At 58.3% G+C, this 14211-nt stretch carries 13 protein-coding genes; 10 read left to right on the top strand and 3 right to left on the bottom strand.

What is annotated here, in order from left to right; all coding sequences use genetic code 11:
* The 9 genes from ASG27_RS25935 to ASG27_RS26695 all read left to right on the top strand — a co-directional run.
* Positions 1–1756, top strand: a 1756-nt coding sequence (locus tag ASG27_RS25935; RefSeq protein WP_200943986.1) for an RHS repeat-associated core domain-containing protein, incomplete at its 5' end; no start/stop codon positions are given.
* Positions 1757–1758: 2 nt separating this feature from the next.
* On the top strand, positions 1759–2112 hold the full coding sequence (locus ASG27_RS26710; protein ID WP_156370693.1) for a hypothetical protein: 354 nt from the start codon (positions 1759–1761) through the stop codon (positions 2110–2112).
* Between the two features lie 121 nt (positions 2113–2233).
* Positions 2234–3304: an RHS repeat domain-containing protein gene (locus tag ASG27_RS27865; RefSeq protein ID WP_082485952.1), complete on the top strand. Its 1071-nt coding sequence runs from the start codon at positions 2234–2236 to the stop codon at positions 3302–3304.
* Positions 3301–3627: a hypothetical protein gene (locus ASG27_RS26705; protein ID WP_156370691.1), complete on the top strand. Its 327-nt coding sequence runs from the start codon at positions 3301–3303 to the stop codon at positions 3625–3627. Before ASG27_RS27865 ends, ASG27_RS26705 begins: the two co-directional genes overlap by 4 nt.
* A 70-nt stretch (positions 3628–3697) precedes the next feature.
* Positions 3698–4369, top strand: coding sequence for an RHS repeat-associated core domain-containing protein (locus ASG27_RS27860; protein WP_082485951.1), 672 nt, complete (start codon positions 3698–3700; stop codon positions 4367–4369).
* 26 nt (positions 4370–4395) lie between these two features.
* Complete coding sequence (locus ASG27_RS26700; RefSeq protein ID WP_156370689.1) at positions 4396–4830, top strand: hypothetical protein; 435 nt, start codon at positions 4396–4398, stop codon at positions 4828–4830.
* Between the two features lie 508 nt (positions 4831–5338).
* Positions 5339–6220, top strand: coding sequence for an RHS repeat domain-containing protein (locus ASG27_RS11740; RefSeq protein WP_056434608.1), 882 nt, complete (start codon positions 5339–5341; stop codon positions 6218–6220).
* Entirely contained in the window at positions 6202–7146 is a 945-nt protein-coding gene (locus ASG27_RS27790; protein WP_082493186.1) for an RHS repeat-associated core domain-containing protein, read from the top strand. Before ASG27_RS11740 ends, ASG27_RS27790 begins: the two co-directional genes overlap by 19 nt.
* Positions 7147–7172: 26 nt before the next feature.
* Complete coding sequence (locus ASG27_RS26695) at positions 7173–7628, top strand: hypothetical protein (RefSeq protein ID WP_156370687.1); 456 nt, start codon at positions 7173–7175, stop codon at positions 7626–7628.
* Positions 7629–8502: 874 nt separating this feature from the next.
* On the opposite strand, the gene ASG27_RS11735 is transcribed toward ASG27_RS26695, so the two are convergent.
* Entirely contained in the window at positions 8503–10575 is a 2073-nt protein-coding gene (locus ASG27_RS11735) for a putative bifunctional diguanylate cyclase/phosphodiesterase (protein WP_056417153.1), read from the bottom strand.
* Positions 10576–10708: 133 nt separating this feature from the next.
* Between ASG27_RS11735 and dbpA the strand changes: the two genes are divergently transcribed.
* Positions 10709–12127 (top strand): ATP-dependent RNA helicase DbpA, encoded by a 1419-nt coding sequence (gene dbpA / locus ASG27_RS11730; protein WP_056417150.1) that lies wholly within the window; start codon positions 10709–10711, stop codon positions 12125–12127.
* A gap of 323 nt (positions 12128–12450) precedes the next feature.
* Here dbpA and ASG27_RS11725 read toward each other — a convergent pair whose 3' ends face one another.
* Positions 12451–13155 (bottom strand): ankyrin repeat domain-containing protein, encoded by a 705-nt coding sequence (locus ASG27_RS11725; protein ID WP_056417147.1) that lies wholly within the window; start codon positions 13153–13155, stop codon positions 12451–12453.
* Positions 13156–13253: 98 nt separating this feature from the next.
* Positions 13254–13751 (bottom strand): GlcG/HbpS family heme-binding protein, encoded by a 498-nt coding sequence (locus ASG27_RS11720; protein WP_056417144.1) that lies wholly within the window; start codon positions 13749–13751, stop codon positions 13254–13256.
* Positions 13752–14211: the final 460 nt, after the last annotated feature.

Genomic DNA, 14211 nt, shown 5'->3' with positions numbered 1-14211 from the left:
CAGCGACCCCGCCAGCGCAGCGCCCCTCATCGGTGGCCTGCGGCAACGCCGCTACACCTACGACAGCCTGGGCCAGCTCGTGGGCATCCAGACGCCCACCCACGCAGACGCGTACCAGTACGACGCCCGCCAACGGCTGACCGGGCAGCACAGCGCCAGCGCCCAGGGTGAGCAGCAAGCGCGCTGGAGGCTGGACCCGGCGGGCAACCGGCTGCCCGACCCAGTACCCGGCAAGCACCCGGGCGGCAACACCGCCGCCGGCGCCGACTGGACCGCCCAGGTCCAGCAGCACCTGCACGACCCACGCTTTAACCTGCTGCAGCCACAGCCCAGCGCGGACAACCCTGCCACAGAGCACGTGGAGCGCTGGCGGGACAACCGCATCGGCTGGAGCCAGGGGGCAGGTGACGAAGGTGCCACCCACTACCGCTACGACGACTGGGGCAACCGGATTGAAGCCCGCCATGGCGATGGCAGCACCACCGCCTTGCACTACGACGGCCTGCACCAATTGCGGCAGGTTCTCCAAACCAATGCCCAAGGACAGGTGAAAAGCAAAACCACGTACCGCTACGACGCGTTCGGGCGCAGAGTGAGCAAGGTACACCAACAGACCGGCCAAGACAGCCAGTCCACCCACTACGGCTGGGATGGAGACCGGCTGGTGCACACCCAGTCCCACGGGCAGATCCACCACACGGTGTACGAGCCGGGCAGCTTCGTGCCATTGCTGCAGGTACAGCGCAGCCAACAAGGGCACACCAATCCCGTCAAAACACTGCTCGCCCTGGCCGGCAGCGAGGACCCAGAGCAAGACCTGCAGCATGGCGACAAGGAAATGCTGCGCCAGGCATTGAAGGAGGTCCTGCAGCCGGGCTTCCAGCTGTCCGCCTTGCTGCCGCAAGACATGCGAGACCAAGTGCAAGAGTCACTGCAGTTCCTCAAGAAAGCACAAACTCACAGCGAGGAGGCCCACCCGTTGGCCATCCGACACTTCGTGACGGACCACTTGGGAACACCCATTGCGCTGGTGAACGCGAACGGGGATCAAGCGGGAGAAGTGAGCTGGGCGGCCCGGTACGGCGCCTGGGGCGAGATCGAGCAGGAGTACAACCCCCACCGCATCCATCAACCCATCCGTTTGCAGGGGCAGCAGCTTGATGCGGAGACCGGGCTGCATTACAACCGCTTTAGGTACTACGACGCCCAGGTGGGCCAGTATGTGACTCAGGATCCGATTGGACTTAGTGGGGGAGCTAATAATGCCTTATATCCGGTAAATCCCATTACTTATTATGATTCATTAGGGCTGCTGGGGGAATGTTCAGGAGGTGGGTGCGCTTCTGCCACCACCTCTTTTTTAGGATCGGCAGCATCGGCTGTTAAAAATGCTTTTCCCCAGTCTAAGGATGAGTGGGCAGACTATTTGGGTAAACAGGCAGATTATTTTGGAGCAGCGGCTGTCGGAATGACATATTCTGGCGTGCTCGCTCCAGCGGCTCCGGTGGCTGCGGTAATTGGAGCAGCTGCCGATGCGGGATCCAAAATGCTTAAACCACCGCCAAATATTGTTCATGCGAGTGATACTGTCATTGATATAGCTGGCGCTGGAGCTCCCGGTGGTTTTTTTAAAGACGTGGCTTTGACGGCTATCAAAAAAACTATTTCTATCGGCGCGGATGCTACTGCATCATCTATGCCTGCTGCTTCGCCGTCCGGCTCTCCTAAATCGTGTAAAAAATCAGATTATCAATAGTTATGAGCCCTCAAAAAGAAATTCATGAAAATGTTGTCGGCGGTCGCTATTATTTTGTAATTTTGGTGGCTGTTTTGGTTTTGTTGAATGAATTTGTGCCGTTTGTGAATTTGGTAGCATTGCTTGTAATATTTGCATTTTTATCAATAATTCTTTATTCGAATAGAAAAATATCTTCTAATAATTTGGGTGCTGTTGCGATACTTCATATGGTTTTGATCGTTGGGATGATTGGATTTTATGATTATCTTTCGGGTGCATTCGGAAGGCTGATTTTTGTGTTGAATTTTGCGCTTGGTTCTGCATGCGCTTTGTCTTGCTACGGGCTGTATTTCAATGCAAGGGGTGGAAAATAGTCATTTTTTGCGTGATGCGGTAGCGGTATTAAGATGGCGTTGGATAATCTCGTTGAGATTTGATCGCATGCATTCAGCAGCATGATGGACGAAAGTCTTCTAGGTGGTGCACGTGTGTCACATGCACACGCGGTTCAACGAAATATCCACACACACTTCGTATTACCCGGGCGGCTTCGTGCCACTGCTGCAGATAAACCGCAGCGAGCAATGCCACACAAACCCCGTCGAATGCCCGCGGGCCATGGTGGGCAGCGACGACCAGGAAGTGGTGCTGCCGCCGGGCTTTCATCTGTCCAACTTGCTGCCGCAAGACATGCGAGAACAAGTGCAAGAGTCACTGCAACTCCTCAAGAAAGCACAAACTCACACCGAGGATGCCCACCCTTTGGCCATCCGGCACATCCTCACCGACCACCTGGGCACACCCATTGCGCTGGTGAATGCCAACGGGCAAGCCGCAAGACAGGTGAGCTGGACTGCCAGGTACAGCGTTTGGGGGATCGAGCAGGAGTACAACCCCCACCGCATCCATCAACCCATTCGTTTGCAGGGACAGCAGCTTGATGCAGAGACCGGACTGCATTACAACCGGTTTAGGTACTACGATCCCGGGGTGGGGCAGTATGTAACTCAGGATCCGATTGGTTTGCTAGGAGGAACTAATGGATCTTCTTATGTAGACCATGATTCACTGAACTCCGTTGATCCTTTGGGCCTTTTCGACCTTAAAAATAGAGGTCCGGTAAACTTCCCAACTAGACCTGGTCCGGGACAAAAGAGTATGTGTGCAACAGCTGAGTGCGCAGCTGGACTGCCACCTGCCAACTCGAGCAAACCCGAACTCCCACCCATTCAAGTTAAACCCACCTCTGGTATGACTTGTTCATACCGTGGAGGAGTCGGCCCTATAGGCGCGACAGTTGAATACAACAATGAAAACGGAGTTCAGTATGTTGGCGTGGGTCCGCAAGCTGGTTTGAGTGCAAGTTGCACTGCAGCAGGCCAAGAGTTAGTGGTTGGGAGTGGTCCTAAAGGAATAATTATCCAGGGCAACGCGTCGGCTGGAAATGGAATGTTGGGCATATCAGCTAAGGCAGCTGGGGGAGTGGGCGGGCTGTCTGGGAAGATTTCTCCAGGCGTAGGTACCGTTGGAGTATCAACAGGAGTTACGATTGGGTATAAGCCATGAATGATAATTCCATGCAGATTTTGGTGTGGATTGTTTTTTTTATAGCAATAGTGGGAATGGTACTTTGTCAATTTTTATTTCAAGAGCTGCAACGGGACTATCCTGATGAATTTATAAAAATTGGTTCCCCTCATATTATATTAAATAATACGCCGGGCAATAATTGGAAATTTACAAAATGGATTGCTGCAAATAACGGCAAAAAATTTGGTAAAAAAATCCGTGCTATTATAATTTCTATAAAAATAACAATCTTGATTGTTTGGCTTTACTTTGTGGGCGGATGTGGTTATTTGATCTTAAGGCTTGGCGGTGATGCTTGATTAATTCCGTTTGGAAATATAATTTTATTAAGATGCTTAAGGTGTCTATCCTTGCGCATCCGCTGCGCTCGTGAACGCGAACGGCGATCAAGCGGGAGACGTAAGCTGGGCCGACAGGTACGGCGCCTGGGGCGAGATCGAGCAGGAGTACAACCCCCACCACATCCATCAACCCATCCGCTTGCAGGGGCAGCAGCTTGATCAGGAGACGGGGCTGCACTACAACCGGTTCAGGTACTACGACCCAAGGGTGGGGCAGTATGTGAGCCAGGATCCTATTGGGTTGATCGGAGGACTAAATACGATAGCTTACCCAAGGGATCCTTTGAGTTCTGTAGATCCTCTAGGCCTCAATCCAATGGGCGCGCCTTCCAAAGGCCCCGATATTGGAACAGCAAAAGGCATATTCGATAAAATCTCTGACGCTCTTGATTGGAAGGAGAACAAAGAAATTGGGCGTCAGGTGAAAATTGATCAAAATGCGCTGATGTGTAAGGCAGAAAAAGAAATTGCAGATAAAGTCAATAGAGATGAGCTTACCCCTGAAGCAGTTAAATTGGCTTTGGCTGCAAAAGAGACCTCAATCTATGCCGCTGGTCCGGTGTCGGCAGCTGTGGAAAGTGCGTCAGATGGCCCAATCGCCAAGTCCGCAAAAGCTCTGGGATACGCAACGGCACCTGCAAAAAATTGTGCTGCTTTATTGGCTCCTCCAAGTGCACCAATAATTGAATTTTTCAAATAATGACGAAATTTAATGCATTTTTCTTTGTGAGTTTTTTTGTTTGGATTGTAGGTGTGGCAGCCATTGTTTTTGGTAGTGAGAAAACGTTCTTGGTTTCATGGGTAATGCAAATAGTTGGCATTTGGGCAATCGGCTGGATTTTTCTAATGTTAATTTCAAGAAAAATACTTAATATCTATAAATTGAATAAGCAGAATTTTAGGATTGCAGTATTTGCAGTTATTTTTTGTTTTTACCTGATATTCCCTGCGGGAACTATGTTGGAAATCATTCTTTATAATTTTGGTTGGCAGGAGTTTTTTCATAATTTGAAGGGGCTTGAAAAGCCTGCTTTGAGCAGGTTTTTTAAGATGATTGCTATTGATGCTTTAAATATTTCTGTGTCGATATTTGTCAGTACATTTTTAATCCTACTGATTTCAAAATTGACATCCAAATATGGCAATATTGCAGAAACCTAATTCGTTGCGACATGAGCCCTATCTAGCCCAACACAAAGGGACATGTATGCGACGGCTGACCTGCCAACGGTCAGTTCAAGCAGTCTCGAACTTCCACCTGTTCAGGTGATCAGCGAACTGCAGGGCATCGGCCAGCTCGACTGGCTCAGCTACCGCTCGGGCCACGTGCACGGCGTGCTGCTCAACCAGATGCCCCTGGTGGCACTGGAGCGCGACAAGCTGCACCGCGAAGTGGGCCGCACCCTGCACCTGCTGCCCGGAGAGGGCGCCAGCCCGGAGCTCACACAAACCCGCCAGCTCGATCCCCTGGGGCGCCTGCTGCACCAGCGCTGGCAGGGCCTGCCCGGACCAAACAGCGCCCCCGCCAGCGCAGCGCCGCTCATCGGTGGCCTGCGGCAACGCCGCTACACCTACGACAGCCTGGGCCAGCTCGTGGGCATCCAGACGCCCACCCACGCAGACGCGTACCAGTACGACGCCCGCCAACGACGACAGCCTGGGCCAGCTCGTGGGCATCCAGACGCCCACCCACGCAGACGCGTACCAGTACGACGCCCGCCAACGGCTGACCGGGCAGCACAGCGCCAGTGCCCAGGGCGAGCAGCAAGCGCGCTGGAGACTGGACCCGGCGGGCAACCGCCTGCCCGACCCAGTACCCGGCAAGCACCCGGGCGGCAACACTGCCGCCGGCGCCGACTGGACCGCCCAGGTCCAGCAGCACCTGCACGACCCGCGGTTTAACTTGCTGCAGCCTCAACCCACCACAGACAGCCCGGCCACAGAGCAGGTAGAACGCTGGCGGGACAACCGCATCGGCTGGAGCCAGGGCGCAGATGACGAAGGCGCCACCCACTACCGGTACGACGACTGGGGCAACCGGATTGAAGCCCGCCATGGCGATGGCAGCACCACCGCCTTGCACTACGACGGCCTGCACCAGTTAAGGCAAGTCACACAGACCGACCCGCAAGGACAGGTGCAAAGCAAAACCACCTACCGCTACGACGCGTTCGGCCGGCGGGTAGGCAAAGAGCACCACCCGAGTGGGCAGGAAAGCCAAGCTACCCACTACGGCTGGGATGGGGACCGGCTGGTGCACACCCAATCCCACGGCCAGATCCACCACACGGTGTACGAGCCGGGCAGCTTTGTGCCCTTGTTGCAGATCGAGCGCCACAAAGATGGGCAGACCAACCCGGTCAAAACACTGCTGGCCCTGGTCGGCAGCGGCGACTCGCCAGCGCAAGAACCAGAACTGCAGCGCCGCGACAGAGAGATGCTGCACCAGGCACTGAAGGAAGTGCTGCAGCCTGGCTACCAAGCGGCGACTCGCCAGCGCAAGAACCAGAACTGCAGCGCCGCGACAGAGAGATGCTGCACCAGGCACTGAAGGAAGTGCTGCAGCCTGGCTACCAGCTGTCCACCTTGCTGCCGCAAGACATGCGAGACCAAGTACAAGAGTCGCTGCAGTTCCTCAAGAAAGCACAAACTCAAACCGAGGATGCCCACCCACTGACCATCCGGCACTTCGTGACGGACCACCTGGGCACGCCCATTGCGCTGGTGGACGCGAACGGAGATCAAGCCGGAGACGTAAGCTGGGCCGCCAAGTACAGCGCCTGGGGCGAGATCGAACAGGAGTACAACCCCCACCGCATCCATCAACCCATTCGCTTCCAGGGGCAGCAGCTTGATCAAGAGACGGGGCTGCATTACAACCGGTTCCGGTACTACGATCCCAGCGTGGGGCAGTATGTGACGCAGGATCCTATCGGATTATTAGGAAATAATAACTTGCACGTCTATCCGCATAAACCAAATCAGCGGTCGGATCCTTTAGGCCTGATTGATATTTACGGTGGGGGCGCAAGGGACGGGACGACAGGAATAGTGAAAAATTTTGCCCAAAGTCAAGAGGGAGCGAAATACTTTGAGTGGGATCAGCGCCGCGAGATTGTGGATCTTATTAACAACCAGCCGGAAGGCGAGCCCATCAACTTAATAGGACACAGCTATGGTGGTGATACGGCGGCTTGGGCAGCAGTCGATTCATGCAAACCAATTAATTCATTAACAACTATTGACCCTGTAAGCAGGCAAAAACCAGACTACAACAAAGTCAAAGAAAAAGTCGGTACGTGGACGAATATTAATGCAGCCCCGGCAGAGACCAACTCCACAGACTTTATCGCAAAATTGGGTGGTAAGTGGGGCGAAGGGCCAAAAGAGGCCGCAACAACCTTCAAAAATGTGAATGCCAATCACGGGGACTTTCTGGGGATGTTAAAGGAAACTAATTCACCAAGCCAAAAATGAATAAAAATTTGTATTTTCCTCGGTGGATGAAAATCCTCTTTTGCATCGCTCTCTGTACATTTGGCGCATGCTCAACCAGATCACCGCAAAAATTCTCAACAAACAAATTTTCGATAAATTTTCCCGAAAATTTCCACATTGAGAGCAATAATGCTGGAACAATCTTTGCTGCCAGCAAATCCACAGATTCAGTAATTATTGTGGATTACGAAGATATCGAGAATAAAGAAAATCGTAATTTTTGCAATAATTTGCGCGAAGATTTCTTTTCTAAAATTACATCAAATCGAGAGTCATCAGAATTGTATGGCTTTTTTATCAAGCGGGACGGATATGATTTAGAAAACAAAGAGATTTTCGCATCTCTTGCCTTTTATTGCAAAAAAGGCATTGCGCTGCATATATCATATATATATAAATCCCCTTCCAGATACACTGATGAACTTTTTAGCAAGTTAATTCATGAGGTGAATTTTAAATAATCAAGATTTATTTAATATTATTGTTCGGATTGAGCGAAAATGTGGCGGCAATGTTGGTTGCGTAGGCTGGAGTGAATTTGGGCGATGGCGTGTGGAAGTCGGTTAGAAATTCCTTGGCGGCTTTTCCTCTTTTTGGTCGCGATACGTTCAATCTTCGCTGATGCAGTACGTCTTGACGAAATTGGAGCATTGGGCGATATTCTGGGTCCGTGGCGTAATCTCAGCGATCATCAAGTCGCTGAGCTCTGCGAAATTTTCGACATGTTGGATGATGCTCGTAAAACGGCAGTGCTCTCCGCGGTCGAAAATGGGGGTTATCATTGTGAGGGTTGGGCAGAAGAGTGGGATGGCATCCTGTCAAATCGATAGCATCGACAACTGTGCATTTGGTAAAATATAAGGTGAATAAAATTGCCAAAAATAATTTATGCGTTATTGTGTTTTGCTGCGCAGTCTTCTTTGATTTATTGGAATGTCTTCGGGGAATGTACAATTTCCGCAGTTGTTCTTGTTGGCGTCGTAGTTATTTTTTTGTTGATGCCCAATTTTTCCGACCTGAAAAAAGGGGTCCGGCGCGATGTCTTGCTCATCGAGGATGAAAACGAAAAAAGACCGTGATGCTTTTGCGTGGCACTAATTGAAAATGAAATTTTGCGAACACGCGCCAGCGGCATGAACAGCAAAGCGTAGGCAGGCAAGCATTGACCCAAAAATCCCCTATTTGATTCGGGTGCCACTTTTTTTCGTGACGGACGTCAGGGGCACTAAAGTGCCGACGCCGAAATCAACACGCGGCTACGTGATTTATCAACCCGCCCGCTCTGGGGCCGCAGATTTTGATGCGAACACTGGCTGGTCGAGCTTTGCTCCTGCGCTACCGCTCCAGCCAGTCCAGTGCGGCCGCTTCCCCCATCGGCATCGCCACCACATGCCCCTGAATCATGTCGCACCCCAACCCCGCCAGCAGCTCCACCTGCGCCTGCGTCTCCACCCCCTCCGCCACGGTCATGATCTGCAAGCTGCGCCCCATCTGAATGATCGCGGTGACGATGGCCACGTCATCCGCATTCCCCGGGGTATCCACCACGAACGACCGGTCGATCTTGAGCTTGTCGATCGGATACCGCTTCAGGTACGCCAGCGATGAATACCCGGTCCCGAAGTCGTCGATGGAAATCCCCACGCCCAGCGACTTGATGGCGTTCAGGGTGCTCAGCACGTCGCCGGTCTGGTGCATCAAGACCGACTCCGTCAGTTCGATCTCCAGGTACTGCGGCGCCAGGCCCGTGTCGCGCAGCACGGCGGCGATCTCACCGGCCACGTCGCGCTGGCGGAACTCCAGGGCCGAGAGGTTGACGGCCACGGGCACCATGGCCAGGCCCTGGTCCTGCCAGGCTTTGAGCTGACGGCAGGCCTCGCGCATCACCCAGCGGCCTATCGGCGTGATGAGGCCGCGCGATTCGGAGAAGGTGATGAACTCGTCGGGGCCGACCAGGCCGCGCTCGGGGTGTTGCCAGCGCACCAGGGCTTCAAAGCCTTTGAGCGAACCGTCGGCCAGGCACATCTGCGGCTGGTAGTGCAGCACGAAGGCGTTGGTCAGGATGGCGTCGCGCAGCTGGCGTTCCTGGCGCAGCACGTCGATGCCGCCGGCGTCCATGCCGGGGGCGTAGACCTGGCGGTTGCCGCGGCCGTTGTCCTTGGCGTGGTGCATGGCGGCGTCGGCGCAGCGCAGCAGTGCGTCGCCGGTGTCGGCATGGTCCGGGAACAGGCTGATGCCGATCGAGGGCGAGATGGTCAGCGGCACCTGCTCGACGGTGAAGGCGCCGTGCATGGCGTCCAGCAGTTGGTCGGCCACCTGCATGGCGTCCTCGGGGCCTTGCACGTCGGTGAGCACCACCACGAATTCGTCGCCGCCCAGCCGGGCCACCACGTCCGCGTCACGCACGCCCTGGCGCAGCCGTTCGGCCACGTGGCACAGCAGCTGGTCGCCGGCGCGGTGGCCCAGGGAGTCGTTCACGGTCTTGAAGTGGTCGAGGTTCACGAACAGCACGGCCGCGCGGCCATGGCGGCGGCGCGCCAGCGACAGCACCTGCGACAGCTGCTCCATCAGGAAGTGCCGGTTGGGCAGCTGCGTGAGCGGGTCGTGCAGCGCGATGAAGGCTTCGCGCTCCTGCGCCTGCTTGCGGGCGGTGATGTCGCGCACCACGACGATGCGGTAGTCCGCGTGGTGCAGCGGCATGGTCTTGCCCACCACTTCCACGGGAATGCCGTGGCCGTCCTTGTGGCGGATGATCACCTCGTACGGGTCTTCGCGGCCGGTGCGGGTGTAGTCGAGCGCTATGGACCGCCACTCGGGGCTGATGAAGTTGAAGATCGACAGACCGGTGACTTCGGCCAGTGCGTAGCCCGTCAGCCGGGTGAGCGCCTCGTTGCCGTCGGTGATGATGCCGTCGCGGTGGAACACGATGGCCTCTTCGGTGGCCTCGGTGAACTTGCGCATGCGCTCTTCGCTTTGGCGCACGGTGCGCTCGGCGCGCCAGCGCTCGGTGATGTCGGTGATCAGCACGAACGAGCCCACCTGCAGGCGCGCATCGGCGCCGAAGTGCGGGATCAGGTTGACCTCGATCATGCGCATCTCGCCGTTGGGCAGGGTCTGCTCGCGGGTGTACTTCACGTGCTCGCCGCGCGTGGAGCGCTCGACATGCGGCTCTATGGCCGCCCAGGCCTTGTCGCCGATGGCCTCCTGCACCGTGAGGCCCAGGATGGAGTCGGTGCTGTGGCCGTTGTAGGCGGCATAGCCCTGGTTGGCAAAGCGGCAGCGCAGCGCGGGCACGTCGAAGTACGCCATCAGCGCGGGCACCGAATCGGCGATCAGTCGCAGCAGCGAGTCGCTCGCGCCCCCCTGGCCTGCTGGTGCATTCGCTGTGGCGTTGTTGGAATGTGGCATGTCCCACCCGTGCTTTGACTGACCGTTATAGCCGATCCTCCTGCGGCGCCGCGCGGGTAGTTGCCCGGATGCTGCACGCCATGGAAGGGGCCCGGTAACCCCGCCCGCAAGGCCTGGGCCGGATAATCGGGGCATGACCTCCAAAGAAAACCAAGCCGGCACTGATTTCAGCACGCTGGCGCTGAACCCCGCCATGCTGGCCAACCTGCAGCAGCTGGGCTACACGCAGATGACCCCCATCCAGGCCGCCAGCCTGCCGCCCGCGCTGCTGGGCAAGGACCTGATCGCCCAGGCCAGCACCGGCAGCGGCAAGACCGCCGCGTTTGCGCTGGCGCTGCTGGCCAACCTCAACCCCCGCCGTTTTGCGGTGCAGACCCTGGTGCTGTGCCCCACGCGCGAGCTGGCCGACCAGGTGACGACCGAGATCCGCCGCCTGGCGCGCGCCGAAGAAAACATCAAGGTCGTGACCCTGTGCGGCGGCGTGCCGCTGCGCGGCCAGATGCTGAGCCTGGAGCACGGCGCGCACATCGTGGTGGGCACGCCCGGCCGCGTGATGGACCACCTGGAGCGCCAGCACCTGAGCCTGGAAGCGCTGAACACCCTGGTGCTGGATGAGGCCGACCGCATGCTGGACATGGGCTTCTTCGACGACATCGTCACCGTGGCGCGCCAGTGCCCGAAGGAGCGCCAGACCCTGCTGTTCTCGGCCACCTACCCCGAAGGCATCGCCAAGCTGAGCGCGCAGTTCATGAAGTCGCCGGTGCAGATCACCGTGCAAGCCCAGCATGCCGAAGGCAAGATCGAGCAGCGCTGGTACGAGGTGAAGCACAGCGAGCGCCTGCACGCCGTGTCGCAGTTGCTCAACCACTTCCGGCCCGACTCTTCCATTGCCTTTTGCAACACCAAGCAGCAGTGCCGCGACCTGGTGGGCGTGCTGCAGGCGCAGGGCTTCAGCGCGCTGGCGCTGTTCGGCGAGCTGGAGCAGCGCGAGCGCGACCAGGTGCTGGTGCAGTTTGCCAACCGCAGCTGCTCGGTGCTGGTGGCCACCGACGTGGCCGCGCGCGGCCTCGATATCGCCAACCTGGCCGCGGTGATCAATGTGGACGTGACGCCCGACCCCGAGGTGCACATCCACCGCATCGGCCGCACCGGCCGGGGCGACGCCGAGGGCCTGGCGCTGAACCTGGCCAGCCTGGACGAGATGGGCAGCGTGGGCAAGATCGAGGTGCTGCAGGGCCGCGAATCGCGCTGGTACCCGGTGGCTGACCTGACCCCCACGGGCAGCGGCCCGCTGGTGCCGCCCATGGTCACCATCCAGATCATCGGCGGGCGCAAGGAAAAGATCCGCGCCGGCGACGTGCTGGGCGCGCTGACTGGAGAGATGGGCTACACCCGCGAGCAGATCGGCAAGATCAACGTGAACGACTTCTCCACCTATGTGGCGGTGGACCGCGCCATCGGCGCGCAGGCTGCCCAGCGCCTGAACCAGGGCCGCGTGAAGGGCAAGACCGTGAAGGCGCGCCTGGTGACGGGCGAGCAGGACTTTGAATGAAAAAGGCCGCTACCGCTTTTTGGTAGAGCGCTGGCAGCTATTGTTTCAATAGCATCCTGCCTCCTGACCTGCGACACGCCGTGCAGGTGGGTGGTCAGGAGGGTCCACCACTGCGAGCGCCGGTCCCAGAGGTTGGCTCGGTGCTGGTGGGGTAGAAATTCAAGTGAAACTGGCCGCTACCGCTTGTTGGTCAAGCGCTGGCAGCTATTATTTGTATAGCAATTGCCTGCCTGCCTGGCATTCGCAATGACTGGCGCTACTGCAGCCTACCGCGACCATCGCAGCCACAGCTTCGGGCCCAGCACTGGCACAACCAGCACAGCTCAAAGCGGCAGCCCCGCACCCGGGTTCTCCAGCATCTGCACCATCGCGGTGTAGCCCCTCTGGCGCGCCAGTTGCAGCGGCGTGTTGCCCTGGCGGTCCGTCAGCGCCTGGCTGGCACCGGCCTTCAGCAGCGCCTGCAGGGTGGCCTGGTGGCGCGGGCCTCCGTCGCCCAGCACGATGGACTCGATCAGCGCCGTCCAGTGCAGGTTGTTCACATGGTCCAGCGGCGCGCCGGCCGCGATGAGCTGGCGCACCACGCCGTCGTGCCCCAGGTGCGCCGCGGCAATCAGGGCGGTGCCGTCGTAGCGGCTGGTGACCTGCGCCGCACTCGCGCCCAGTTGCAGCAGCAGGCGCAGGGTGTCTTCATCGTCCGCCACGGCGGCGATGGTCACGGCGTCGTAGCGGTCGTTCTCCAGCGCATTGATGTCGGCCTGGGCTTGCACCAGCAGCCGGATCACATCGCGCTGGCGGGCAAACGTGGCCACGTGCAGCGGCGTGCGGCCATAGCTGTCGCGCGCATTCACCTCGGCACGGGCCGCCACCAGCTTTTGCACTTTGGCCGTGTCGCCGCGCGCTGCAGCGGCGTGCAGGCCCTGGTAGGCGGCGGTTTGCGTGGCCGTGGGTGGCACTTGCGCCTGGGCGGGGTGCGCCAGCAGCAGGGCGGCGGCCAGCAGGGCCAGGGGCAAGGTGGTGGTTCGGTTCATGGCGTGTGTCCCTTTTGCAGTGGAGGTTGCGGCGGCGGGTGACTGCTCAGCGTCCACGCCCTTGCTCAGGAGGCGCGGACGCTGCAGGTTTTACTTACTTACTTCAGCTGATCGGCCACCTTGGCGATGCCCGCCATGGCGCACTGCTCGTCCAGGTGGCCGCCGGGCGCGCCGCCCACGCCCACGGCACCGATGACTTCATTGCCCACCTTCAGCGGCACGCCACCGCCCAGCAGCAGGTAGCCGGGGATCTGGCCCAGGTTGGCGGCGGCGGGGTTCTTTTGCGAGCCTTCCATGATCGCGAGCGTCGTGTTCTTGGCCGATGCGGAGGTGTAGGCCTTCAGGCGGCTGGCTTCCAGGGTGTGGGGGCCGGCGTTGTCGGCCCGCTGCACGGCGCGCACGGTGCCGGCGCGGTCCACCACGGTGGCGGTCACGTTGTAGCCGTTGGCGGTGCAGGCGGCCACGGTGTGGGCGGCGATCTGGTTGGCCAGGTCGAGCGAGATGTTCTTCTCGGTGCGAACGCCTTCGGCGCTGGCGGCGGTGGCGATCAGGGCCAGGGTGATGGCGGCGGCGGTCTGGGCGATGGTCTTTTGCATGGTGTTTGTTCTCCGGTGTTTGGGGCCGGTGCCACCCGTTGTGGCGCCGTGGGAGAACTGTAGGAAATGAGCGTGTTGTTGCACATTCGTGCGGTTACGCGCAGGGCTCCGTAGAACTACGCAGTGATGGGCGGATGCCTTGCCGGGGTCTGCGGCTTGCTGCCGGTCGCGTGGTGAGTGTGTCGACGCCTTTGGCCTAGACTTCCCCGACCGTTCGGGCTGAGCTTGTCGAAGCCTGTGCGTGTTACTACCCCTATCCGTTCGGGTTGAGCTTGTCGAAACCTGGGCGCTGCTCGCTAGCTCGCTGGTTTGAGAGGCGTGCCTGTGTTGAGCGCGGGAGCCGGGGTGCGCGCCCGGCGGCGCGGTAACTTTCTCTTGGTTCGCCAAGAGAAAGTCACCAAAGAGAAGGCGACCCCCAGTCTGCGACCCCTGAGAAGGCGACCCCCAGTCTGCGACCCCT

This window comes from Acidovorax sp. Leaf191 (assembly GCF_001424425.1).
In the GTDB taxonomy this organism is placed as follows: domain Bacteria; phylum Pseudomonadota; class Gammaproteobacteria; order Burkholderiales; family Burkholderiaceae_C; genus Acidovorax.
This window is presented reverse-complemented; position numbering and strand designations above follow the sequence as displayed.